We start from the raw sequence: 24,486 nt of genomic DNA, 5'->3' as shown, positions 1-24,486 counted from the left end.
ACAATTTCAAAATAATCATTAGAAAAATGGGTTGGGATGAATATCCAAGCTCATTTTTCCTTATTTTTAAAGGAGATTTTATGTCCAAATTTAAATTATTTATTCATCGATTACTATTTCTTGTCATAGGGCTGTCCGTCTTTCTTTTCCCGCTCTTTGCCCTTTTTAAAATGAGTTTTGAAGTAGATGGCGGTTATGGTTTAAGAAATTTCAGCGCGATTTTTGAATCAGATCGAACATTGCAAGCAATAAAAAATACGATAATAATCGCTTTAGGCTCTACTCTGATAGCAATTGTATTAGGTGTTCTTTTTGCTTTAATTATTGCTTATACGAATATCCGTCAAAAAAAATTGATTGAGTTATTAGTTATTTTACCTTATGTCATCCCGGGATACGTTGTAACACTTTCTTGGACAGCTCTTTTTGCTGGGAACAGCCTCATTAATCAGTTTTTGCGAGGGCATGGCCTCCCTGTCATCAATATGTATTCAATAGGCAGTATCATTTTAATCATGGGTATTAGCAATGCAGCGCTAGTTTATTTGAACTTGGTTGATATTTTAAGGAAAGTGCCAAGAGAACAAGAGCAAGCTTCTCAAATTGCTGGTTATCAGATGAAAGAAACACTAAAAAATATTAATTTTAAGTCCGTCCTGCCAGCAATTATCAGTGGGATTATTTTAGCCTTTCTAAGTTCTATCGATAACTTTGCTATTCCAGCTACGTTGGGTTCATCAGCCGGCATAACCGTTCTAAGTACATACATCTATGAAAAAGCAATCGGGTTCGGACCAACAAGCTTTAACGAAGCTGCAGTTCTTTCTATTTTTTTAGCAATTCTTGCATTTTCTGGAATTGCTCTGCAATGGTGGGTTTTGAGGAAATCAGTCATCCTTGATTCAACAAGACCTGATTTTGAAGCACGAATAACTTTGTCAAGTGGAAAGAGGCTCGTTACTCAGTGGACGTCTATTTTTTTATTGGTATTGGTTAACATTGTTCCATTAATGGTCATGTTTTTCTCGTCCTTACAGATTGGATACAGCCGATCCCTTTTTGATACGAGCAATATGGGATTTGAGCACTATCGTTTTATTTTGCAAACACCTCATATGTATCAAGGTTTTCTGACAAGCCTTGGTCTAACGATTGCTACTATTTTCATTAGTATTTTCGTGAGCGTCTGGGCGATGTATTACAAACAACGTCACGATAAGAAAGCAACTTTCCCCTTAGAAATCGGTGCATCCCTTACTTACTCTACTCCAGGAATTGTATTGGCATTGAGCATGATTTTCTATTGGAGTAATGTACCTCATGTTTACGGAACATTGGGTATTTTATTAATAGCCTATGTCACCCGCTATCTGCTGCTGCTTCTACGTGGCAGCAACACGGCTCTTTTGGGCGTGAATATTGAATTGGAAGAAGCAGCAGTTATTTCTGGTTCCACTAGTTTTGAGAAATGGCGACGAATCATTATTCCAATTATCAAAAGCCAGCTTTTTTCTAGTTCGTTTCTCTTGTTTACCAGCGCCTTTACTGAGTTAACTCTCTCTTCTTTGCTAGTAGCAGCTAATTCGAAAACCATAGGATTAACGATTTTTAACTTACAAACTGGAGGAGAAAACAACCTCGCACAAGCATACTCAGTCATGTTAACCTTATTTATTATCATGATTGTTTTGATTCGGAATTACTTTGAAAAGAAGGAGATGAAAAATAATGGGTGAACTAAAGATTGAGCAACTCTCTAAATACTTTGGAAATACAAAAGCTTTGGATAATATCAATATCAACATAAAGAAGAATGAATTTATTGCGATTCTTGGTCCATCGGGCTGTGGAAAGACAACTTTATTACGTTCCGTTGCAGGCTTTCTGGAACCGACAGGTGGATTAATCAAATTTCAAGGAGAATCTTTTTTTGAAAACGGTCGTTCTCTTCCAGTAGAAGAGCGTCAATTAGGTATGGTTTTTCAACATTTTGCGCTTTGGCCGCATATGACCGTGAAGCAACACGTAGAATACCCATTGAAGAGCAGTCAAAATAAGAAACGTTTTGATAGCGTCAGGCGGAAAGAAATGATGGATCATGCATTGAAGCTAGTTGAACTAGATCAATTCGAGAAACGCTATCCCCATGAACTTTCTGGAGGACAAAAACAACGAGTTGCATTAGCCCGTGCCATAGTTGCGGAACCAAGGATGCTCTTGATGGATGAGCCACTCAGTGCACTGGATGCGCATCTTAAACAAATCATGGTACATGAAATCAAACGAATTCATCGGCTCACAAGAGCAACCACTCTTTATGTGACCCACGATCAATCCGAAGCAATGGCTTTAGCCGATCGAATTATTGTAATGAATAAAGGGAAAATTGAACAATTTGATACTCCTCATAATTTATATCATTATCCGAATACACCATTTGTTGCTAATTTTGTGAGCAAAGCACTGTTGGTGGACGGAAATTGGGAAGGAGAGCAGTTCCGACCTGCTAATTCAGAAAACACTACTTGGGCAGGGAAAGGGATTGCAGATTATTTTAAGAGAAACCAAATGTATCCGGTACGTCCGGAAGAGCTAAGTATTGTTCCAGCCCAAACAAATGAAAAAGCAACCGGATTACGAGGAACCATTAAGGACAAACAGTTTTTAGGACGTGAAACTCGTTATATTGTCTATGCGCTAGGCAAAGAACTTGAAATTATAAGCAATCAGATGCAAGATGGAGAGGTTGACCAAGAAGTATTTGTCGCTAAACGTTAAAAACTTTATCATAAAAAGGAGGATCTCATGCATTACTACGATCAACATATGCATACGTATTTTTCACCTGACTCTGTAGAAAAATTCGAAAATTATTTAGAACAATCGGATAAAGCACTTGTTACCACTGAACATTTAGATTTTTTTAGTCCCTATCAAAATCAGGCCGATGTGATACCTGATTTTCCTAGATACACTGCTAAGATTGAGCAGTTGAACAAAGAATATGATAATCGAGTTCGCAAAGGAATTGAAGTAGGTTTCACTTATCCAGATAAAGACAAAATTCAAGATTATTTAAGTGGCAAGGATTTTGATTTGATTCTTTTGAGCGTTCATCATAATGGACAGTATAATTTTATGAATATCGGCAATGAAGATGTTCCTTTAACAGAACATTTAAACGATTATTACTCTCGCATGCTGCAAGCAGTTCAAGAATTTCCAAATGCCAATGTATTGGCTCATTTCGATTATGGATTACGAGGATACACTGTCACTGTTGATGAGTTAAGACAAGTGGAGAAAAAGTTGTTAAAAGTATTCAAGACTGCGGTTCAAAATGAATTAGCTTTTGAGCTGAATACAAAAAGTATGTATAGACATGGCAATGCTCATCTTTATGAGTATGCAATTGATTTGTATCTTTCTGCTGGCGGAAAAATGTTTACACTAGGGTCGGATGCTCATAAGGCTGAAGATTATGAATTCCATTTTAAAGAAGCAGCAGAAATGTTAAAAAGACACGGAGTAGAACAGTTAGTAACTTTCCAACAACAAGAACCCAGCTTCGTACCTATTCCTCAAGAAAAAGTGACAACAAAATAAAAACAACGAGGGCAAGACATATGTCTATCCTCGTTGTTTTTTAGACTTCTGATAACAATCGATTGATGTGGATCGTCAAGAAAGACACCTCATCCTCGGCTATATCAAAATCAAATTCTTTTAAAACATAATTCTTTATTGCTAAAGCAATTTCATGTTCTTTTGGGAATTGAAGGCGAATCGTTTCGTTTAAGGCGTTATTAGCAGTTTTATTCTCGTTCTTTGCAATAATACGCTGTGCTAGAGCTAGTAGATGCCTTAAGAAGCGTTCATATGCCCATGAAGACTCATCAATCAACATTCCTGTTTTTATTTGGATGATTTGAAGAGAACTGCTCAAAAGTGTAGTGATTTCACTCGTATGAGACATATTTCCATTTAATTGTGCATTGATAAGATGCATGGAAATGTGAGCTGCTTCATCTTCGGGCATGGAGATTTGCAATTCCTCGTTGATTAGTTCCAGAGCATAGAGTCCTACTTCATATTCTTTTGGGAACATTTTTTGAATCCAGACTTTGAAGTCATTTGTCAAAGGGATTCCTTTTTTATATCGTTCGATGGCAAAATCAATATGATCCGTTAAAGTTAAAATTAAATTTTTATTGAGTTCTTTATTGAGATACTTGTGTGCATAATCAATAACTTTTGAACTAATGGCAATAGACGACATGTCAACTTCCAAGAATAATTTCTTCATTTTAGAAGAGGAAGTCACGGTATCCATGCGAAATATTTTTTCAATCTTTGAAGAATCAATAAGATCTCCAGGCTTTAAATGCCAACCGAGACCTTTTCCCATTACGATAATTTCGTGCCCATCTTCGTCAATGGAACTGACAATATTATTATTTAGAACTTTATTCGCAATCATCTCACGAATCTCCTATCTTATTCTGGCTACATATGGGGAATGTATAGTAAAAAACAACATTACGATAGTAACACTCTAGATGAGAACTAGCAAGTTTTCTTCCTTTTAAAATTTTATTTCAAATGTTTACTAGAAAGAATTGCTTTTTTTAATCGCTCTATGCTAGAATCTATGTAATTGATAAGAGGGCTTGTTACGTTTAGTCGGCAATACCCAAATCATCCTTAGATGGAGTCATTGTACCCATTTTAGGTTGGTTTGGGTATTTTTTATGCTCAAAAATAATATGACAGCTATTCTTAACAATAAAAAGAGAAAATTATATAGAGGTGGAAATAGAATGAAAGACCAAATTTTTGGTGTTTTACAAAGGGTTGGACGCTCCTTTATGTTACCAATTGCAATTTTGCCGGTAGCAGGGTTATTTTTAGGAATTGGAGGTTCTTTTACGAATCCAACAACTCTGGAAACATACGGATTAACTTCTGTAATGGGAGAAGGAACATTTATCCATAATATTTTATTAGTGATGAATGATGCAGGTAGCGTTGTATTTGACAATTTGCCGCTGATTTTCGCGATTGGTTGTGCAATCGGTATGGCGAAATCGGAAAAAGCAACAGCAGCCTTATCTGCAGCAATCGCATTTTTGATCATGCATTCGTCGATTGGGGCAATGATTCAAGTTCAAGGTGGAGCAGAGCAATATCTGGAAGGTTCAATTGCGACTGTTTTAGGAATTGAATCTCTTCAAATGGGTGTATTCGGTGGGATGATCGTTGGATTGGGTGTAGCAGCACTTCATAACCGTTTTTATAAAATTCAATTACCAACCGCCTTGTCATTCTTTGAAGGAACACGTTTTGTACCAATTATTTCTTCTATCGTGTTTTTAATTGTCGGTATTTTAATGAGCTATGTGTGGCCTCCAATCCAGTCGGGTATTTATGCAGTTGGAGAATTGGTGCAAGGTTCTGGCTATGCTGGAACGTGGCTATACGGCTTTATGGAGCGTTTGTTGATTCCTTTTGGACTGCATCATGTGTTCTACTTACCGTTTTGGCAAACAGCAGTTGGTGGAACGATGGAAGTGGGCGGACAACTAGTTGAAGGCGCACAAAACATTTTCTTCGCACAATTATCTGATCCAAACACAAGCGTATTTAGTGTAGAAGCAACTCGTTTTATGACAGGTAAGTTCCCGTTTATGATTTTTGGCTTGCCAGGTGCTGCTTTGGCAATGTACCGTACAGCTAAACCAGAAAACCGCAAAGTTGCAGGAGGCCTATTGTTGTCGGCTGCATTGACTTCTATGTTAACAGGGATCACCGAACCGCTTGAATTTACATTTTTATTTGTTGCGATGCCGCTATATGTGATCCACTGTATACTTGCAGGTGCAGCGTATATGTTGATGCATGTGTTTAACGTTGGTGTTGGTATGACATTCTCAGGTGGTTTCATCGACATGTTCCTATATGGAATTTTACAGGGCAATGCAAAAACAAACTGGATTTGGATTGTAATTGTAGGGATTGCTTACTTTGCTATCTACTACTTCTTGTTTACATTCTTAATTAAGAGATTTAACTACAAAACACCAGGTCGCGATGATAGCGCAGAAGAAATCAAACTTTATACTCGTGCAGACATGAATGCGAAAAAAGAGGGAACCTCTTCTGCAGTTGTTGAAAATGAAGCAGATGCTTTATCTGCAGCGATTGTTTATGGTTTAGGTGGAAAAGAAAATATTGTCGATGTAGATAGCTGTGCAACTCGCCTAAGAACAACAATCGCTGATGGAAACTTGGTTGATGTAGATTTATTGAAATCAACCGGAGCAGCAGGGGTAGTTCATAAAGGGAAAGGCGTTCAAGTTGTTTACGGACCAAAAGTTTCGAATATTAAATCAAATTTAGAAGAATTCATTGAAAGTGGAAAGGCAAGCCAACTTCCTTCAAAAGAGGAGTTTTATGGAAATGAAAAGCCTGAAGAAGCAGTAGAATCTTTAACGGAAACGGTAATGGAAGAAGCAGTTTCTACTAAAGAGCTCCCTCAAATTGCTATGGTACAATCACCAATGGCGGGGAAAGTGATTCCATTAGACGAAGTACCAGATCCTGCATTTGCAAGCGGGGCAATTGGTGAAGGTTTTGGAATTGAGCCGACTGACGGGAAAGTAACTTCGCCAATCACTGGTAAAGTAATGATGGTATTTGAAACCAAACATGCAGTTGGCCTTGTTTCTGAAGAAGGTGTAGAAGTTATGATTCACGTTGGGCTAGACACAGTAAGCATGAAGGGCGAAGGATTTGTTGCTCGCATCGAAGCTGGAGATACTGTTCAGGCTGGGGATACTTTATTAGAAGTAGATCTTGAAGCAATAAAAGCAGCTGGACATCCTGCAGTAACCCCTGTCGTGATTACAAATAGCGCACAATATAAAGCGATTGAAGTAATCAAACACGGCAACGTTTCACATAATGAAGAGATACTTTCTATCAAATAAGCTAAAAAACAAAAAGGCATCATTTGGACTTTCCAAATGATGCCTTTTTTATAGTCGATTAGGGGATTATAAGTTCAGCCATCAATGTCTAGCTCCCAAGTCCTGACCTAGTGAAAAAAAGATAAATTTGCCCCATTGCGCGCTTCGCTGCTCGCTAACGCATATCATTCGACTAACCCGCTGAAGCGTGAAGTCTCCTGACAATTCAGGGTCAAATTTCCTATTTTTTCATAGGCCAAGGCGGACTTGTCCGCTTTTCTAATCGATTAGAATAGTATAAGATCTGCCTTTTATGTCTAGCTCTCAAGTTTTGACCTAGTGAATATTGATACTTTTATAGAAACAGATGATCAAATAGAATTTTGAAGCTGAACATCTTTATTTTCAAGAAATAACGATGTTCAACAGGAAATTTAACGCTGAACATCTTTATTCCCAAAAAATAAAGACATTCAGGCTATAAAATGAGTTTGAACATCTTTATTTTAGAGCAGCATGCTCCGTCAGGGCACGATCTCCTAAATATTTGTCGAGACAGTGCGAACTTGTCTGCTTTTTTAAACAATCAGTTATTTTCGAACATCTTCTATGGCATCTAAAATCGCCATATCTTCAGAAGAAATCGTAAAATCTACTTGTTTGTTCTCGATTACTCGTTCTTCGTGAGTGGTCTTCGGCAAAGGAAGAGTATCTTTTTGTAAGCAGTAGCGGATACAAATTTGAGCAGGTGTTACATTATACTTATCTGCCATTTCTTTGATTTGTTGGCTGTTTAAGATTTCGCCTGTCGCAAGAGGAGAGTATGCTTCGACCAAAATATCATGCTCTTTACAGAAAGCGATCAGTTCTTTCTGGTCTCTTCCAATGTAATAAGGTATTTGATTAGCCATCGGTACAATTTCGCAATGATCTAACAATGCTTGTATATCAGAAATGGAAAAATTTGATACTCCAATCGTGCGGATCTTTCCTTCTTTATATAGTTGTTCCATTGCCTTCCAAGCTTGGATATTTCCTTTTGTATAATTACCGCCTCTATCTTCCCAAGGCCAAGGTGCGTGAATGAGATAGAGATCCAAATAATCGAGCCCTAAGTTTTCTAAAGACTCATGGAAGGATTTGATTGTTTCGTCATAGCTTTTAATATTTGCGGGTAATTTACTGGTGACAAAGACATCTTCACGCTTCACATCAAAATCGCGGATTGCTTTTCCTACCGTCTCTTCATTGCCATAACCGTAAGCAGTATCGATATGGCGGTAACCATGTTCTAGAGCCCAGCTGACTTTTTCGTAAGCTTCTTCTTTGGGAATCTGCCAAGTACCAAAACCAATGAATGGAATGTTCACACCATTATAAAAAGTAAATAACTTCTCATCATTCAAAATAATTCCTCCTCGTATAATCGAATTCTATAGTCTAAGTGTACGCTTCTAATCAAAGATAGTAAAATGAGAGGATGTTTGGAGTGGAAAAGGTCAATTTATTGATTAAAAAGGCACCATAGTTATATAAAGTCGTTTTCTTTATATGAAATATATAAAAAAAGAGATAGTTTAAGTAGTTGCTGTCTTTTGTGAAAGCGATTTACAAAAGCTTTTATTATAATTTTATACGAACCCATTAGAAATTTTAGATTAATATAATGCTAGTAAAAAAATTTTTTTACATTTTATCGCTGGCAAATTAAACCGTTTTTGCAAAGCGCTTTCCGGGCACTTAGTGAGAAAGGTATCAAAGTATGCTTGACAATAAAATAATACAATTTATAATTGTTCATGTTGTCTTGCAAGAGACATACATGAATTCTTTCTACTTAGACAGAATTCTCTTCTGCTTATCTTGTATGAGTGGATAATTATAAGGAGGATTTACAATGAGTACGAATGGTACTATGTTTGAACAGAATAAAGAAAAAATCGGGACACTTGAAAAAGTATCATATGGCCTGGGTGATTTAGGAAATGGAATGATGTTCCAGCTCGCGCAATTATATTTATTGAAGTTTTATACCGATATTTTAGGGATTTCTGCATATTGGGGTGGAATGATTTTCTTAGTTACTAAAATCTTCGATGCCATTACAGATACGTTGGTAGGAACGTACGTTGATTCTCGAAAAGTAGGCCCAAAAGGGAAGTTTCGTCCATTCATTTTATATGGAACAGGATTTTTAGCAGCATCAACAGTTTTAGCATTTTTTGCACCTGATTTGAATGAAGGCGCGAAAGTAGTCTTCGCCTTTGCGACTTATAACTTAATGAGTCTTGCTTACACAGTTGTTAATATTCCGTATGGTTCTTTATCATCGGCGATGACAGTAGACTCTGGGGAACGGACTTCTCTAGCGGTGTTCCGTAATTTAGGTGGAACTGCTGCCTCATTGATTGCAGGAATTGTTGTTTTACCATTAGTAAATTTATTTAATTCTCCTAAATTAGGTTATCCTGTAGCAATCGCAATACTATCGCTTTTTGGAGTTGCCTTCCACTTAGTTTGTTATAGAAATACAAAAGAACGCTTTATTTCCACTAAAGAACGAGTAAAGGGAGACGGTTTGCGTTCGGTAAAAAGTTTGCTTACGAACAAAGAATTTTTAGTATTGGCAGTTTATACGGTTTTAAGTGTTGGAGCAATGTTTTTAAAAATGGGGATGCAGTTGTATTATTTCCAGTATGTACTGGGTAACGAGGGATTAGTTGGAGTCGTAAGTACATTAAATATTCTTGCTTTACTGCCGTCTGTATTTTTAGCTACGCCGCTTGTTAAAAAAATAGGTAAAAAGAATCTTTCCGTTTTTGGGATGCTATTCTTTGGAATATTCGAGATTGTTAATTATCTGTTTGCTGGAGATAATGTAACATTCTTCTTGGTTGTTAATGCTTGTTCTTATATGTTTTTATCTTTTGCTAATACAGTATCTTTTGCTTTTGTAGGAGACTTAATTGACTATACACAGTGGAAAGATGGATTACGTTCGGAAGGGATTATCTATTCAGGTTATAGTTTTGTGCGGAAAATCTCTCAAGCTGTGGCGGGATTCGTTCCCGGAATCGCTTTGACAGTAATTGGCTACGTTGCGAATCAACAACAAACAGCTGATACTATTTCTGGTTTGCAAGGAACCTATTTCTTGATTCCAGCAGTGGCAAGTTTTATAGGAATTGTAATCTTCTTCTTTGGCTACACGTTGACCGATGAAAAACATGCTAAAGTCACAGAAGAATTAAGAGAAAGAAACGAATTATAGATTTATGATACTGAAAAAAAGGATGGAGCTTAGCTCCATCCTTTTTTTACTACTATATTATTCTACTGTATCTTCATTTTCATCAGCAATTACATCTGTTTCTGCCGTATCGTCGTTTGCTGGAGCGAGACCGAGATCACGCTTCATGCGGGTTAATTCGTCTTCAACAGCTGCTGAAGTTTGTGTAGCATATTTTTCTTCTAGTTCTTTTGCTTTATCGATTGGTTCGGAATCCAATTCGGACATTGCATTTGCTTCGTCCAACATTCGATTTGCTTTATCTTCCATACGTTTAAATGAACCCATTGCTCCTTGTGTTTTTGTAACACTTTGAGAAACATCATTCAATTTTTCTTGAGTTTTCGCAACAGACATCTTGCCTTTGATCATTGCACGACGTTGTCTTAATTTCTCAATGTCATCAGCAAGTTTGTCATGCATCTGACGCATCTTCACAGCATTTTCATGTGCAGATGCATAAGCAGTTGCTAATCCGGAACCCACATTTTCGATTTCTTGTTTCTTAGAAAGGAATACACGCGCATCATCATCATTTCCAGATTCTAATGCTTTTTTAGCAAGCTGTTCGTATTTTTGTACTTCAGCTTCGTTTTCATCCACTTCGCGTTTTGCACGCTTTTCTTCGGCCATGACACCAGCAGTACTTTGTTTCACTTCTGCCAGATCGTTCATCATGTTACGAAGGTATTGGTCAATCATTTTTTCTGGATCTTCCATACGATCGATAACGGCATTGATATTCGCACTGATGATATCGGTAAAACGATTAAGTATTGACATAATTTATTTCCTCCTTTTAATTGGATGTTGCTTGTTATTCTTTTTCGTCACTGTATTTCTTAGCTAGTTCATCTGCTTCTGATTTTGTTCCAAAAGTGTCAAGCGGCTTATTTAGAATATCTTCTGTTCGTTTTGCTTCAATTTCTTGCTGTTCTTTCCGTTTTTTCCACCATAGGAAAAGTAGGGCGATTAAAACAATCACACCGGCAATAACAAATACAGGGATCCATGGAGAGGTTGTTACTTCCATGATTCGATCTGCTCCGTCTCGGAAAGATTTGCTGAAAAATTGTGAATCTGTCAAATCTTCATAATAGTAACGATCGATATAGTCTAAAAGAATATCTCCTGCTTCCGTATCGATTACTTGTTTTGCCTGCGTTCCGGTCACATAATAAGTTATGTATTGGTTTGGGATTCCTTCATAAAATAGCAGGAGTAAATGTGCTTCATCTGTAAACAACTCATCATAAAGACCGTTGGCAAATTCTTCTACTTCAGTCATTGATGCATTGGAAGAACCATTGATTGATTCTGTAATGTATACGTGCGGCTGAACTCCCGTTTTATCATAGAAGTAACGTAAGCCGTCCGTCATTTCTGTTTGGCTTTCAATCCAGCCATATTCATCTGTATAATAGGACGTTTCATTTACAGCTCCAGCAGGTAAAGGATCCCTTTCTATGGTAGAACGTGTAATGGATGTTCCTGATCCTGATCCGCCACCGCTGCCGGTACTGCTGAACGGGAATAAGATGAAGAATATGATCCCAATTACAAGCAAGGTAAGGAGGGTAGTTCCACATCCGCTGCCACACCCACCGCCGCCACCGCCGCCATAATAACCACGACGTCTTCCATAACCGCTGTTATTTACAAATATTGGACCAGTACGGATTGGTCTTCGACCACCACCGCCGCCCCAAGAACCGCCGCCTCTATTTCCGCCGCCGCCAAATGAACCGCCGCCGCGTCCTCCTGAACTACTGCGTCCACCACCGCCGCGAGAACCGCCAAAGGAGCCACCGCCGCCTCTGCTTCCGCCGCCAAATGAACCGCCACCGCCGCCTCCACCACGACCGCCACCTCTTGCCATAGACATCCCTCTTTTCTATTACATCAGCTAATATTCCTATTTGAAGTAATTTTTATAATAGCGTTTATATAGTCTCAATATAGCATAAGCAAGTATTAGAGGCAATTTACAACCCTTATTTTTGAGCAAAATCCATCTTGAGACTGATATTTCAAAGTAGCTCGACTGTAAAATTAATTCTTACTGATCTCATTTTTTCGCGAAGCAAATGATACGATTTACTCGTTGGAGCCCCCCATTTAAAATGGAAAAGGAGATTATCTTTATTTTGGCATAAGATCCGTATCAATATCATTTTTGTGCCAGAACGCTTATACTTGAAATGATAAAAAATGAGAGAGGAAGAAGAGAGAATGGCTCATCAAAATCGATTATCAGGGGAAAAGTCCCCATACTTATTACAACATGCCGATAATCCAATTGATTGGTATCCATGGGGAGAAGAAGCCTTCAAAAAAGCAAAGGACGAGGATAAACCAGTCTTTCTTTCTATCGGGTATTCCACTTGCCACTGGTGTCACGTGATGGCTCATGAATCGTTCGAAGATAGTGAAGTGGCTCTTTATATGAATGAAAATTATGTGGCCATTAAAGTAGATCGAGAAGAACGACCGGATATCGATTCAATTTACATGAAGGTTTGTCAAATGATGACGGGACATGGGGGGTGGCCGCTAACCATTATTATGACACCAGATAAAATTCCATTTTATGCAGGAACCTACTTCCCGAGAGAAGGCAGATATAATTTACCTGGTATCTTAGATGTTTTATCACAAGTTTTTCGTATTTATAAAGAAGATAAAATCCAATTAGCTGATATTGAAAAAAGTGTGCTAACAGCTTTGAATAAAACGGTGCAGCGAGAGAGAAAAGAAGGACTTTCCAAAGAAGCAGTCGAAAAAGCATTCCAAGAGCTTGGCAAAATGTTTGATCCAGTATTTGGCGGATTTGGAACGACTCAAAAATTTCCTCAACCACAAAACTTACTTTTTCTTCTTCATTACTATCAAGTAACAGGAGAGAAAAAAGCTTTACAGATGGTAGAACAGACGCTGACGAACATGATTAAGGGAGGTATTTGGGATCACATTGGTTTTGGCTTTTCTCGTTATACAGTAGACCGCAGATGGCAGACGCCTCATTTTGAAAAGATGTTATATGATAATGCGCTACTTTTGATGGCTTTAACAACTTGCTACCAAATCACCAAAAATCCTCTTTACAAAAAAATTAGTAAACAGCTGATTTCATTCGTAGAACGTGAAATGACTTCCAAAGAGGGTGCTTTCTATTCAGCGATTGATGCTGATTCAGAAGGAGAAGAAGGAAAGTTTTATGTATGGGATTTTGTAGAAATTTATCAATTATTAGCTGAAGATCGGGCAGATATTTTTTCGGAAGTGTACGGATTATCGCCTCTTGGGAATTTCGAAGGGAAAAATATTCTTCGTTTGCCAAATATCAGCCTTGCCTCTATTGCTGAAGAACATCACTTAACAGAAAAAGAGCTTGAACATCAATTAGAAGAATCCCGGCAAAGGTTATTTAATGCTAGAGAGAAAAGAGTTCGCCCTCATTTGGATGATAAAGTATTAACGAGCTGGAATAGTTTGATGATTGCAGCATTAGCTCGAGCAGGTTTCGTATTTGAAGAAGAAAAGAACCTTCAAATGGCTGAGAAGGCACTGACGTTTATCGAAGGTAATTTGTATGAGCAAAAACGGTTGATGGCAAGGTACCGAGATGGAGAAGTAAAACATTTAGCATATCTGGATGATTATGCTTTTCTTGCTTGGGCTTATCTCGAAATGTACGGAGCGACCTTTGAGCTGAACTATTTAAGAAGAGCGGTAAAGATAACAGAACAAATGGACGCTCTTTTCTGGGATAAAGAAGAAGGTGGTTTTTATTTTAGTGGACAAGATGCTGAAGAGATGATTGTCCGAGAAAAAGAAATCACGGAAGGAGCAATGCCGTCCGGAAATAGTATTGCAAGTTTGGTTTATGCGAAGCTAGCGATGCTGACGGGAGATTCTTCCTACTCGGATCATCTTTATTCCTTGTACCAAGTGTTTCATGACGACATTGCACAAGCTCCATCTTCTGCTCCGTCTTTATTGCAGAGTTTGCTGCTTGCTGAATATCGTGGGAAACAAGTTGTCATTGTAGGAAATCCCAATGCAAATATACTTACTCTTATAGAAGAAATGAGAAATCACTATTTGCCAAATGTCGTCTTACTGCTGGCAGAAAATTCCCATGATTTTGCAGGTATTGCTGATTTTGCAAGTAATTATACAAAACTTGATGATCAAGCAACTATTTACGTTTGTGAGAATTTTACGTGTCAGTTGCCCACTACAAGTATTCAACAAGCCTTTACTTATATTTTAGATTAAGAAAAGCCAGCTCTGCTTTCACGATGCAGAGCTGGCTGGTTTTGTTCATTACATTTAGTCAATCGAAATTTGTTTTTTATTCTCTTTTCCGTTTTCTTTCTTCGGTAAAGTAAGGTGAAGGACACCATTTTCGTATTTAGCAGTGACATTTTCACTATCTACATTTGGTAAAGTAAATTGTCTGTGGAAAGTGTGGGAACTCCGTTCACGATGCAGATAATTACGTTCCTCGTCTTTTTCTTCATGAGAAGTTTCTTTATTGGCCTTAATAGTAAGTCGTTGGCTTTCATCCGCATACTCAACGTGAATATCCTCTTTATCAAAACCAGGAATATCAGCGTCTACCTCATAACGATCATCTTTTTCTTCTACATCAACGGACATTTGGCGAGCAGAGTCAAACAAGCTTGGGAACATGTTTCCAAAGAAACGTTTTTCAAAGTCATCAAAAGGACGGTTGCTAGGAAACAAATTAGCCATCTTACATACCTTCTTTCGATAAAATTTCTTGTCGAGCCTCAACGACGCAGCGTTGACTTACTCTGACCTTCCATATATATTATAAAACCATCGACAGGCGTTGTCAAAAAAAGACCGTTATTTTTCAAAGTGAAAAATGAACAGTTTGTTGATTGTTTATTGAAAACTTAAAGAGTGTTACCTTGCATTCTTGTCGCAAAAAAATTACACTATTAAAGGATGAACTACAGAAAGTTGTTTGGCTTTGGCAACAGTAGTCATGATGAAAGGTGAGAAAATATGTTAGAACTAAAGAATATAACCAAAGAATATCGAACCGGCGAAGAGACGGTTCAAGCTCTGAAAGGAATCAACTTAAAGTTTCGCAGTAATGAATTTGTTTCGATTTTAGGGCAAAGTGGTTCAGGAAAAACAACTATGCTGAACATTATTGGAGGCTTGGATCAATATACAAGCGGGGATCTACTGATTAATGAAAAATCGACCAAAGATTTCAAAGAGAAAGATTGGGATACGTATCGGAATCATTCGGTCGGTTTTATCTTTCAAAGTTATAATTTGATTCCTCATCAATCAGTCTTATCAAACGTTGAGTTGGCTTTAACTCTTTCTGGTGTATCCAAGGAAGAACGTCGCGAACGAGCTCGTGAAGTTTTGACGAAAGTAGGCTTGAAAGATCATATCAATAAACGTCCGAATCAACTTTCAGGCGGACAAATGCAGCGCGTGGCAATTGCTCGTGCCTTGATTAATGATCCGGAAATTTTATTAGCGGATGAACCCACTGGAGCACTGGACTCTGAGACAAGTGAACAAATCATGAGTCTTCTCAAAGAAATTGCATCGGATCGATTAGTAATCATGGTTACACATAATCCTGATTTAGCCGAAGAATACTCTACCCGAATCATTAAAGTATTAGATGGAGAGATTCTGGAAGATTCGAACCCGGCTACTGCAATTGAAACACGGGACAGCAAAGTGTTAAAAAGCGAAAAAACATTTATGTCATTTTTCACTGCTTTAGGATTGAGTTTCAATAATCTGCTTACAAAAAAAGGGCGTACAATTTTAACAGCATTTGCAGGAAGTATTGGGATTATTGGGATTGCCCTGATTTTGTCGCTTTCCAATGGTGTACAAAATTATATTTCACGTATTGAAGAAGATACATTATCTTCTTATCCGCTAACAATCGAAGAATCTACGTTGGATATGTCGGTCATCATGCAGGCACTAATGGGCGTGAATATGAGCGAGACAGATGAAGTTGCAGAAGGGAAAGTTACTTCTACACCGATTATGACAGATGTGATGGATACATTATCAAACAGACAAGGTTCGAACAACCTAGAAAAATTTAAAGAGTTCCTTGAGACAGACAGTCGTGTCAGTGAGAGTACCAATGCGATTCAATATGGATACAATATTCCCATTAACATTTACAGTGAAGATAGTGTCGATGGCGTGATTCAAGTGAATCCTTCTCAAGTTATGGAAAATATTGGAATGGGGCAAATGATGGGAGACTCTAGCAATCCCCTTCAAAGTGCCATGACAGGTGGAAGTATGGCTTCTTCTCAAATGAATATTTGGAAAGAGCTGCTTGATAATCCAGAATTATTGGAAACCCAATACGATACCATTACTGGTCGTTGGCCAGAAAAACACGATGAAGTTATTTTGATTGTGGATGAAAATAACAGTGTCAGTGACTATATGCTATACGCATTAGGCTTATTGAGCCAAGAGAAGTTGGCTGATAATTTTGAATCCATTATAAATGGAGAAGAGATTGATCCAGTGGATATTCCTGAATACAGTTACGATGAATTGATGGATATGACTTTCCAATTAATACTCAATACAGATATGTATGAAAAAGAAGGTGATATCTGGATGGATCGCAGTGATGACGAGGAATTTATGGAAGAAGTAGTCGCAAACAGTGAAAGCCTCAAAATTGTCGGAATCATGCGTCCCAATGAAGAAGCAATCACAGGACAAGAGACAGGTTCAATCGGATATACAAGTGATTTGAAAGAACATGTCATCACACAAACCAATGACTCTGAAATTGTTCAAGAGCAAAAAGAAAATCCAGATGTCAACGTGTTCACAGGACTTGAATTTCCTGAGGAAACCGGCGAAGGCTTCGATATGGCAAACTTAACCGATGAACAACGCGCTTATATGGCAAGCTTGTCTGAAGAAGAACTTGCAGAATTAATCAGCACCTATCAAGAAAATGCAGATGCTACTTATGAAGCAAATCTAACTACGCTTGGTGCAGTAGATTTAGATAAGCCAAGTCAAATCAACATTTTTGCGAAAGACTTTGAAACAAAAGAACAATTAGAAGATTTAATTTCAGAATATAATACTCAAGAATCTGATGCAGGAAGAGAAGAGAATGTGATTACCTATTCAGACTTGGTGGGTACAATGATGAGTTCAGTCACTTCAATCATTAATATTATTTCTTATGTATTGATTGCATTTGTAGGGGTGTCGTTGATAGTTTCTTCCATTATGATTGGAATTATCACCTATATTTCAGTACTAGAACGTACAAAAGAAATTGGGATCTTGCGAAGCGTAGGAGCTTCGAAGAAAGATATTTCACGTGTATTTAACGCTGAAACCTTTATTATTGGATTGTTATCAGGAGTACTGGGAATTGGAATTACGGTATTATTGAATATTCCGATCAATATCGTCATTAAAAACATGACCGGTATTTCTGGAATTGCATCCTTGCCACCAATGGGAGGCGTTGCGCTAATCCTGATTAGTTTGATTCTTACAGTGATTGCGGGAATCATTCCATCAAGAATGGCTGCTAAGAAAGATCCAGTTGAAGCTTTAAGAACTGAATAAACAGATTAGTTTGGCAGGAAGAGAAATCTTCCTGCTTTTTTGGGCTGAAATTTTTGCAAGACTCTCTCAATTTCATTTACTGAGCAGTGATTTTGTCTCCACTGGATGAAATTAATAGTGAATATTGTTTAGTGGAGTCCTGATTAGATGGTCACTAGATGAAATTAGTCTTTATTTTCATCTAGTGGGAGCATGAGAAACTTTCTACTGAATGAAATTGACAAAAGAACACTATAGAAAAAATTCAGAACGATAATTTGGATACCATTTTTCTAAAATTTGTGTCACACTAGATAGTGATGAACCAAAAATGAAAGAAGTGATAATCAACGATGAAAGCTCAACGACTGCATTTAATGCCGAATGTTCAAGATGAAAAACGTTGGGTGGCTGAAATAACGGGCGAGGATCCAACCTACAAATTAAAACGTGATTTTCAGCCGGAAGAAACGGAAGGTGTCTGGGAAATTTATGATGGCTGGTATCAAATTCATGGTACTGCTAACGGAGTTAGTCCATTCACAAAAGAGTATGTCCATGTGAAAGAAGGAAGAATGCTTCGACATCTGCCGTTTCCTTATGTTCTTCAACATTTGGATGAAATCAAAGCGGCTGAACCAGCTAGAATGGAACGAATGCGAAAACAAATCTATATAATTTTAAACGAAATAAAAAAAGCTGTTCCATATGAACCGATTGAAGAAGAAATAGAACGCCAAAAAGAAGAATGCGACATGTGTGATGATTCGGAACAACTATTAGGAGCACTTTCGACTTTGAAAAAACGCAGAGAATCCATGATTACGGAATACAAAAAAAGTTTGAGAATTGGAACCAAGAATGGTGATCATTGAAAGACCTTCGTGAAGCACGTTGCAATCAAGCGAATAATCTTTATAATAAGTAGAGTTGATGAATAGAAAATCAAAAAGAACTTGGAGGTTTGGTATGGAGAAAATAGGCTTTGATTCAAAAAAATACATTGAAGAACAGTCTCGCTATATACTGGAGCGGGTGAACCATTATGATAAATTATATCTAGAGTTCGGTGGGAAATTAATTGGTGATAAACATGCCAAAAGAGTACTCCCAGGTTTTGATGAGGATGCAAAAATAAAATTATTACAACGTTTAAAAGATCAAGCAGAGATCGTGATTTGCGTTTATGCAGGAGATATTGAACGAAACAAGATTCGCGGTGACTATGGCATTACCTATGACATGGACGTTTTTCGTTTGATTGATGAGTTTAGAGAGTTTGGTTTGAAAGTGAACAGTGTTGTTATCACGCGTTATCATGGACAGCCATCTACACGTTTATTTATTAATAAATTGCAGAAACGTGATATCTTGGTTTATACACATCACAGTATTGAGGGCTATCCTTCGAATATTGATTTGATTACAAGTGATGAAGGATTTGGCCAAAATGAATTTATAGAAACGACAAAACCGATTGTTGTAGTGACTTCTCCAGGCGGAGGAAGTGGGAAATTGGCAACTTGTTTGAACCAACTTTATCATGAAAACCGATTAGGAAGAAAAGCTGGCTATTCTAAATTCGAGACCTTTCCTGTATGGAATATTCCTTTAAAACACCCGCTAAATGTTGCTTATGAAGCAGCAACGGTTGATTTAAAAGACGTGAATATGATTGATAATTTTCACTATGAAAAATACAATCAAATCGCGGTAAATTATAATCGGGATATTGAAACTTTTCCAATAATCAAACGAATCATCGAAAAGATTACAGGGAAAGAATCTGTTTACCAGTCTCCAACAGATATGGGCGTGAATCGTGTCGGCTTTGGGATTACAGATGATGAGGTTGTACAAGAGGCTTCTAAGCAAGAAATTATCCGAAGAAGTTTTGCAACGGAATGTGATTATAAAAAAGGACTGATCGGCGAGGATATCCTTTATCGTATGAAAATGTTACTGGAAGATGTCGGTGTAAAACAAGAAGATCGTCTACCTGTACAGCCGGCAAGAGAATACGCTAAAAAACTTCGCTCTCAAGCTGAAACGAATGATGCGAAGTCCGTTATGGCTTTTGAATTAAAAGATGGTCGTATCGTTACAGGAAGAACATCCAACTTGATGGATTCTTCTTCAGCGGCAATTTTGAATTCCATTAAAGTTTTGGCGAATGTAGCCGATGAAATTCCTTTGCTTTCACTGACCATTTTAGAAACCATTCAAAAGACAAAGGCTGAAGTATTGCACAATCGTATGCCCGTATTGAATGCCAATGAAATTTTAATTGCTTTAGCAATCAGTGCGGTTACAAATCCTACTGCACAATTATGCTATAATAAATTATCAGAACTTTCTGGTGTTCAAGCTCATTCTACAGTCATGCTCAAGAAAGACGATGAACAAATTTTACGAAATTTAGGATTGGATATCACAAGTGATCCCGTGTATTCTTCAGAAAATCTTTACTATATTTAAGAAAAAGCTGAAATAATCGGTGTGCCGTTTTTGCATTCCGATTATTTTTAGTAATCACTCAAGCGCGAAGGAGAAAAATATGATTCTAACATTTGAAGAAAAAAAAGAAATTTTTGATAGTTATCCAGAATTAGAAGCAAACCCTGTGTCTATGAATCGTTTGAACTACCATTTTAAAGAAAGTGCTGTTGCGAAAACCGTTGTGGTCCGCTTTTTGCATCCAAACGGAAATGCCTTTATTTATGCAGGCTATTTGCCAAAAGAAGAAACCAATAAAGGCTATATTTCTGTGCTAGAGGATGATGAAGACCGCATTCGTGAGTTAGTTGAAGAAGCTGTTTCATTTTTAAGAAAAACAGAATCTGGGTATGAAGACGGCTATTCTGAATTGTGGTTTAACCAAGAAGGGGAAGTACTGCGTTTGCAGTTTGAGAATCCAGTTTGGTCTGTTCTACTTCCGAGTGAGCAGGTTGAAGGGATATTTAAAACAAAAGAAGCTGGAGAATCTTATTTGCGTGATGAGGGCTTTCAGAAAGGATAGATGAAAACAATAAAATGGCAAGAGGAAGAAAAAGAAAAGATGAAATGGATATTCGTTTGAAAGTAGTCAATGGAGTATTAGCAGCAGCGGCTGTCCTTTTTATTTTAATGACCCAACCACTGCCTGTGATACAAGGCATTATTGAAGATTTATTTTTAACAGAAACTGTTCCAGAATCAGAATTAACTTATTTAGAATATGATGGTGTTAACCAAGTAATTGAAGTAAATGGAAATAACCCAACCTTTAGTGAAGACGAGTTATCTTTAGCAGACGGCAGCTGGCAGTCTTTTAGTGAGATCGATCGATTGAATCGCGTAGGTCCTGCAGATGCCATGTTGGGAACAGATTTATTTCCTTTAGAGGAACGTGAGCCTTTGTATATTGATCCAACCGGTTGGAAGCAAAAGAAGTTAGAAAATGGTCAATGGTTATATAATCGCTGTCATCTAATTGGCTTTCAACTAACAGGGGAGAACAATAATATCCGTAATTTAATGACCGGAACGAGAAGTTTAAATAATCCTCACATGTTACGGTTTGAAAATGATGTTAACTATTACTTAGAGCAAACCAATAATCATGTAAGGTACTTGGTTCAACCCATTTTTCGTGAAAATGAGCTCGTAGCAAGAGGTATTCACCTAATGGCACAATCAGTTGAAGACGAAGGCTTACATTTTAACGTATACATCTTCAATGTTCAAGAAGGTTACGAGATCAACTATCAAGATGGATCAAGTAAAAAAGTTAATTAATGTAAATTGAGACAAAACTTATTAGAAAGTGGTAAAATATACAAAATAGGAAAATGTTAATCGGAGGATTCACGATGAAATTAACCTTTCGGCCACGAACAAGTTTAGGGAAGTTGGCAATCTGGGCGTTACTCTATTTTTTAGTGACATGGATAATTGTTGCTTTTGTTCGAGATAAGTGGGGTGGCGCTGAAGTTACACGTTCATTTATCAATTGGATATTGATGTTACTGACCGTATCGGGAATAATCGGTGCATTCGTTAGTTTATTTGGCAGTCTTGTCGCAATCGTTTGGCGCGAGGATCGCTCGTTTATAGGGATTCTTGTATTCATTTTGTCTGTTCCAGTTTGTGCATTAGTAGCAAGTTTTTTACTAGGAAGTTATTTCATCTAATTAGGAGGAAATACCATGCAAAAAATTGTTCCACATTTGTGGTTTGATACAGAAGCCCTGGAAGCCGCTAATTTTTATACAACTCTTTTTGATGAGTCAAAAGTAAACTGGACAATCATTGTAAAGGACACGCCATCCGGTGATTCAGAACAACTTTCCTTCACACTTGCTGGTTTAGAATTTTTTGCTATTTCTGCCGGTCCATTATTTACTTTTAACCCCTCGATTTCTTTGGCAGTCCAATGTGAGACCGTTGAGGAAGTGGAGAGATTATGGGAGAAACTAATAGATCGTGGACATGCGTTAATGGAGTTGGGGCAGTATCCATTTAGTGAACGCTATGGTTGGCTAGCTGATCGATATGGTCTTTCTTGGCAATTGATTCATGTAACAGAACCGATTAAGCAAAAGATTATCCCATCACTTTTATTTGTCAAAGAACAACATGGAAATGCGGAAGCAGCGATTAATCATTATGTATCAACTTTTAAAAATTCTTCTATTGGTAAGCTTGAGTACTACGGAGAAGAAATGGGAGAAGAATATATTGGAAAACTGACACTCTCGACTTTTGAACTAGAAGGATTACAGATGACTGCTATGGATGGCGGCGCGAGCCTTCACGATTTCGCATTCAATGAAGCAATTTCGTTGATGGTCTATTGTGAAAATCAAGAAGAAATTGATTATTATTGGGAAAAACTATCAGCTGTACCTGAGGCAGAAGAATGTGGCTGGTTAAAAGATCAATTTGGTGTTTCCTGGCAAATTGCTCCGCGCGAATTAAATAAGCTGTTGCTTTCAGAAGACGAAGAAGCAACACAGCGTGTCGTAGAAGCCTTCTTAAAAATGAAAAAAATGAATATCGCTGAATTACGAAGAGCATTCGCAGATAAATAAAAAAGGCTCAAGCTTTCATCGATGATGGTATCTGAAAAGAAATTTCTTTTGGAATAGGCGGGTTTGCTTGTATGGAGTCAGGGAACCCCTGAATCTTTTTTATTCAGGCTTTCAAGCAGTAATCGCTGAAGCGTCAATTCTCCATAATTGTCATGGTTGTTGTTACTTCAGCAACTTTCAAACATGATATACTTGGGTATTGCCCACAGTGTTTCCTTTGAATCATTGACATGGCTAAAAGAACCCCTATTCCGTCAGAAATCTCAAAATGGCGTTTGTACAAGTCTATCAATACTAAAAAAATATAGAACCGTAAAAATAGACTCCCGATAGAGTAGTGAATTCGACTACTTTATTGGGAGTCTTTGATTATTCATGAAGAGGAATGGTTTTGAAAATCTTATTTCTTGAATTAACGAGATTAATACCCACAATGTTTTCTACATGTTTCCTCATATCATCATTAATTTCTACAATGACAGTTTCTTCGTTTATCATTGAAAAATCTAGGTGAATTGAAATAGCTAAATCCAATTCCCAAGGGTCTTGAGCGCTGCTCAACATGTACCCGCTAATTGTTCTGTAAGGAGGAAGGTTGGTTTCTATTTTTATTTTGTTACCTTCTAGTAACTCTACTGATTTAATTTGGCTCTCCCGAGATAGGACGGTATTTATAAATCTTGGTACTCCAAACGATAAAGTGATGACTAACAATAAAGCGACTACTGTGTACAGAATTTTAATCTTGAAACTCTGTTTCTTTCTAACATGCGTATCATCTGCAATTTTTTTCACGACTGCTTCGTCTCCCTTCAGTAATTGATCAAGAGAAACATCTAGTAAATTTGAAATTGACACAATCATTTGGATATCAGGATAGTTTCTACCGATTTCCCAGTTGGAAATAGCAGATCTTGAGATATTTAATTGTTGAGCAAGTTCTTGCTGTGTCATTCCTTTTTCTTTTCGAGCTTCCTTGATACGTTCTCCAATTGTCATCAAACATAATTCCTCCTCATATATATAAATCTAACATTTTCTGGAAAATATACGAGCCAGTTTTCAGCACATGATTATTCTCGTCAAATTTTATTATGAGTTATTTTCCAGAGAAGAGCAAAGAAGATTGTGTCACAATTTGTGGCATGTCGTTCTATCAAGCTTTGGTCGTTTTTGAGAGTGAAATATTTGTTTCTATATTAAAAGTCACTTGACAGTTTGAACGTACGTTCGTATAATTTAGATAACGAAATGAGGTGTGGGAAATGAATGACAGAACTTATTTAAAAGGGAATGTTGAAAAAATAAAAATCGTGAAGTTGGAAGAAACACCACTCGTTCGGTTTACAATTGAAACTGATCACGATGAACGAGAAAATTGTCTAATAAAAACCCATTCACTAAACTTTTTGTATCAGGTTAATGAAGGTTCTTCTATCGTTATTTATGGAACCAGGAATAAGCGAAACCAATTCGTTGTAAAAAAATACCATGTTTATTCATCTTCTCGCTAAATTTTGATGGTATACTTGTTCAG

At 37.4% G+C, this 24,486-nt stretch carries 20 protein-coding genes; 14 read left to right on the top strand and 6 right to left on the bottom strand.

What is annotated here, in order from left to right; translation table 11 throughout:
• Positions 1-80: 80 nt before the first annotated feature.
• Genes EJN90_RS04495 through EJN90_RS04485 form a run of 3 tightly spaced genes read left to right on the top strand, consistent with a single transcriptional unit; the run spans position 81 to position 3,606 of the window.
• Entirely contained in the window at positions 81-1,736 is a 1,656-nt protein-coding gene (locus EJN90_RS04495; protein ID WP_164544003.1) for an ABC transporter permease, read from the top strand.
• Positions 1,729-2,778, top strand: a complete 1,050-nt coding sequence (locus tag EJN90_RS04490; RefSeq protein ID WP_126109065.1) for an ABC transporter ATP-binding protein — start codon at positions 1,729-1,731, stop codon at positions 2,776-2,778. The genes EJN90_RS04495 and EJN90_RS04490 overlap by 8 nt, the downstream gene beginning before the upstream one ends.
• 27 nt (positions 2,779-2,805) lie before the next feature.
• Positions 2,806-3,606: a histidinol-phosphatase HisJ family protein gene (locus EJN90_RS04485; protein ID WP_126109064.1), complete on the top strand. Its 801-nt coding sequence runs from the start codon at positions 2,806-2,808 to the stop codon at positions 3,604-3,606.
• A gap of 40 nt (positions 3,607-3,646) precedes the next feature.
• Here EJN90_RS04485 and EJN90_RS04480 read toward each other — a convergent pair whose 3' ends face one another.
• Positions 3,647-4,480 (bottom strand): PRD domain-containing protein, encoded by an 834-nt coding sequence (locus EJN90_RS04480; RefSeq protein ID WP_126109063.1) that lies wholly within the window; start codon positions 4,478-4,480, stop codon positions 3,647-3,649.
• Positions 4,481-4,820: 340 nt separating this feature from the next.
• Between EJN90_RS04480 and EJN90_RS04475 the strand changes: the two genes are divergently transcribed.
• On the top strand, positions 4,821-6,989 hold the full coding sequence (locus EJN90_RS04475) for a PTS transporter subunit IIABC (protein WP_126109062.1): 2,169 nt from the start codon (positions 4,821-4,823) through the stop codon (positions 6,987-6,989).
• A gap of 569 nt (positions 6,990-7,558) precedes the next feature.
• Here EJN90_RS04475 and EJN90_RS04470 read toward each other — a convergent pair.
• Positions 7,559-8,374: an aldo/keto reductase gene (locus tag EJN90_RS04470; RefSeq protein ID WP_126109061.1), complete on the bottom strand. Its 816-nt coding sequence runs from the start codon at positions 8,372-8,374 to the stop codon at positions 7,559-7,561.
• Positions 8,375-8,865: 491 nt separating this feature from the next.
• Here EJN90_RS04470 and EJN90_RS04465 point away from each other — a divergent pair, with 491 nt between their 5' ends.
• Positions 8,866-10,239 (top strand): MFS transporter, encoded by a 1,374-nt coding sequence (locus EJN90_RS04465; protein ID WP_227872579.1) that lies wholly within the window; start codon positions 8,866-8,868, stop codon positions 10,237-10,239.
• A gap of 57 nt (positions 10,240-10,296) precedes the next feature.
• Here the strand turns inward: EJN90_RS04465 and EJN90_RS04460 are convergent, their stop codons facing one another.
• Positions 10,297-11,040: a PspA/IM30 family protein gene (locus EJN90_RS04460; protein WP_126109060.1), complete on the bottom strand. Its 744-nt coding sequence runs from the start codon at positions 11,038-11,040 to the stop codon at positions 10,297-10,299.
• Positions 11,041-11,074: 34 nt separating this feature from the next.
• Positions 11,075-12,136 (bottom strand): SKG-like transmembrane protein, encoded by a 1,062-nt coding sequence (locus EJN90_RS14115; RefSeq protein WP_164544002.1) that lies wholly within the window; start codon positions 12,134-12,136, stop codon positions 11,075-11,077.
• 353 nt (positions 12,137-12,489) lie between these two features.
• On the opposite strand from EJN90_RS14115, the gene EJN90_RS04450 reads away from it, so the two are divergent.
• Complete coding sequence (locus EJN90_RS04450) at positions 12,490-14,538, top strand: thioredoxin domain-containing protein (RefSeq protein ID WP_126109059.1); 2,049 nt, start codon at positions 12,490-12,492, stop codon at positions 14,536-14,538.
• A gap of 54 nt (positions 14,539-14,592) precedes the next feature.
• Here the strand turns inward: EJN90_RS04450 and EJN90_RS04445 are convergent, their stop codons facing one another.
• Positions 14,593-15,018 (bottom strand): Hsp20/alpha crystallin family protein, encoded by a 426-nt coding sequence (locus EJN90_RS04445; protein WP_126109058.1) that lies wholly within the window; start codon positions 15,016-15,018, stop codon positions 14,593-14,595.
• Between the two features lie 279 nt (positions 15,019-15,297).
• Between EJN90_RS04445 and EJN90_RS04440 the strand changes: the two genes are divergently transcribed.
• The 7 genes from EJN90_RS04440 (at position 15,298) to EJN90_RS04410 (ending at position 22,949) form a co-directional block, all read left to right on the top strand.
• Positions 15,298-17,898, top strand: coding sequence for an ABC transporter ATP-binding protein/permease (locus tag EJN90_RS04440; RefSeq protein WP_126109057.1), 2,601 nt, complete (start codon positions 15,298-15,300; stop codon positions 17,896-17,898).
• 332 nt (positions 17,899-18,230) lie between these two features.
• Entirely contained in the window at positions 18,231-18,752 is a 522-nt protein-coding gene (locus tag EJN90_RS04435) for a hypothetical protein (protein WP_126109056.1), read from the top strand.
• A gap of 94 nt (positions 18,753-18,846) precedes the next feature.
• Positions 18,847-20,355, top strand: coding sequence for a DUF1846 domain-containing protein (locus tag EJN90_RS04430; protein ID WP_126109055.1), 1,509 nt, complete (start codon positions 18,847-18,849; stop codon positions 20,353-20,355).
• 79 nt (positions 20,356-20,434) lie between these two features.
• Positions 20,435-20,896, top strand: a complete 462-nt coding sequence (locus EJN90_RS04425) for a hypothetical protein (RefSeq protein ID WP_227872578.1) — start codon at positions 20,435-20,437, stop codon at positions 20,894-20,896.
• A gap of 14 nt (positions 20,897-20,910) precedes the next feature.
• Positions 20,911-21,654, top strand: coding sequence for a DNA/RNA non-specific endonuclease (locus tag EJN90_RS04420; protein ID WP_407657523.1), 744 nt, complete (start codon positions 20,911-20,913; stop codon positions 21,652-21,654).
• A gap of 74 nt (positions 21,655-21,728) precedes the next feature.
• Positions 21,729-22,049, top strand: a complete 321-nt coding sequence (locus tag EJN90_RS04415) for a hypothetical protein (protein ID WP_126109054.1) — start codon at positions 21,729-21,731, stop codon at positions 22,047-22,049.
• A 15-nt stretch (positions 22,050-22,064) separates the two neighbouring features.
• Positions 22,065-22,949: a VOC family protein gene (locus tag EJN90_RS04410; protein ID WP_126109053.1), complete on the top strand. Its 885-nt coding sequence runs from the start codon at positions 22,065-22,067 to the stop codon at positions 22,947-22,949.
• 369 nt (positions 22,950-23,318) lie between these two features.
• Here EJN90_RS04410 and EJN90_RS04405 read toward each other — a convergent pair whose 3' ends face one another.
• A complete protein-coding gene (locus EJN90_RS04405; RefSeq protein WP_126109052.1) occupies positions 23,319-23,948 on the bottom strand; it encodes a helix-turn-helix domain-containing protein in 630 nt (209 codons plus the stop codon).
• A gap of 266 nt (positions 23,949-24,214) precedes the next feature.
• Between EJN90_RS04405 and EJN90_RS04400 the strand changes: the two genes are divergently transcribed.
• On the top strand, positions 24,215-24,463 hold the full coding sequence (locus tag EJN90_RS04400; RefSeq protein ID WP_126109051.1) for a hypothetical protein: 249 nt from the start codon (positions 24,215-24,217) through the stop codon (positions 24,461-24,463).
• The last annotated feature ends 23 nt before the right edge of the window (positions 24,464-24,486 follow it).

Source organism: Jeotgalibaca ciconiae, from assembly GCF_003955755.1.
Classification (GTDB): domain Bacteria; phylum Bacillota; class Bacilli; order Lactobacillales; family Aerococcaceae; genus Jeotgalibaca; species Jeotgalibaca ciconiae.
The sequence above is the reverse complement of the archived record's forward strand: the minus strand, read 5'-3'. Positions and strand labels throughout refer to the sequence as shown.

What these genes read in the sequence shown, in the direction of transcription:
- EJN90_RS14115 (WP_164544002.1), bottom strand. Translation starts at nt 12,136, where the DNA reads ATGGCAAGAGGTGGCGGTCGTGGTGGAGGCGGCGGTGGCGGTTCATTT.
- EJN90_RS04475 (WP_126109062.1), top strand. Translation starts at nt 4,821, where the DNA reads ATGAAAGACCAAATTTTTGGTGTTTTACAAAGGGTTGGACGCTCCTTT.
- EJN90_RS04430 (WP_126109055.1), top strand. Translation starts at nt 18,847, where the DNA reads ATGGAGAAAATAGGCTTTGATTCAAAAAAATACATTGAAGAACAGTCT.
- EJN90_RS04415 (WP_126109054.1), top strand. Translation starts at nt 21,729, where the DNA reads ATGAAATTAACCTTTCGGCCACGAACAAGTTTAGGGAAGTTGGCAATC.
- EJN90_RS04435 (WP_126109056.1), top strand. Translation starts at nt 18,231, where the DNA reads ATGAAAGCTCAACGACTGCATTTAATGCCGAATGTTCAAGATGAAAAA.
- EJN90_RS04490 (WP_126109065.1), top strand. Translation starts at nt 1,729, where the DNA reads ATGGGTGAACTAAAGATTGAGCAACTCTCTAAATACTTTGGAAATACA.
- EJN90_RS04400 (WP_126109051.1), top strand. Translation starts at nt 24,215, where the DNA reads ATGAATGACAGAACTTATTTAAAAGGGAATGTTGAAAAAATAAAAATC.
- EJN90_RS04445 (WP_126109058.1), bottom strand. Translation starts at nt 15,018, where the DNA reads ATGGCTAATTTGTTTCCTAGCAACCGTCCTTTTGATGACTTTGAAAAA.
- EJN90_RS04410 (WP_126109053.1), top strand. Translation starts at nt 22,065, where the DNA reads ATGCAAAAAATTGTTCCACATTTGTGGTTTGATACAGAAGCCCTGGAA.
- EJN90_RS04460 (WP_126109060.1), bottom strand. Translation starts at nt 11,040, where the DNA reads ATGTCAATACTTAATCGTTTTACCGATATCATCAGTGCGAATATCAAT.
- EJN90_RS04480 (WP_126109063.1), bottom strand. Translation starts at nt 4,480, where the DNA reads ATGATTGCGAATAAAGTTCTAAATAATAATATTGTCAGTTCCATTGAC.
- EJN90_RS04425 (WP_227872578.1), top strand. Translation starts at nt 20,435, where the DNA reads ATGATTCTAACATTTGAAGAAAAAAAAGAAATTTTTGATAGTTATCCA.
- EJN90_RS04450 (WP_126109059.1), top strand. Translation starts at nt 12,490, where the DNA reads ATGGCTCATCAAAATCGATTATCAGGGGAAAAGTCCCCATACTTATTA.
- EJN90_RS04405 (WP_126109052.1), bottom strand. Translation starts at nt 23,948, where the DNA reads ATGACAATTGGAGAACGTATCAAGGAAGCTCGAAAAGAAAAAGGAATG.
- EJN90_RS04485 (WP_126109064.1), top strand. Translation starts at nt 2,806, where the DNA reads ATGCATTACTACGATCAACATATGCATACGTATTTTTCACCTGACTCT.
- EJN90_RS04495 (WP_164544003.1), top strand. Translation starts at nt 81, where the DNA reads ATGTCCAAATTTAAATTATTTATTCATCGATTACTATTTCTTGTCATA.
- EJN90_RS04440 (WP_126109057.1), top strand. Translation starts at nt 15,298, where the DNA reads ATGTTAGAACTAAAGAATATAACCAAAGAATATCGAACCGGCGAAGAG.
- EJN90_RS04465 (WP_227872579.1), top strand. Translation starts at nt 8,866, where the DNA reads ATGAGTACGAATGGTACTATGTTTGAACAGAATAAAGAAAAAATCGGG.
- EJN90_RS04420 (WP_407657523.1), top strand. Translation starts at nt 20,911, where the DNA reads ATGGCAAGAGGAAGAAAAAGAAAAGATGAAATGGATATTCGTTTGAAA.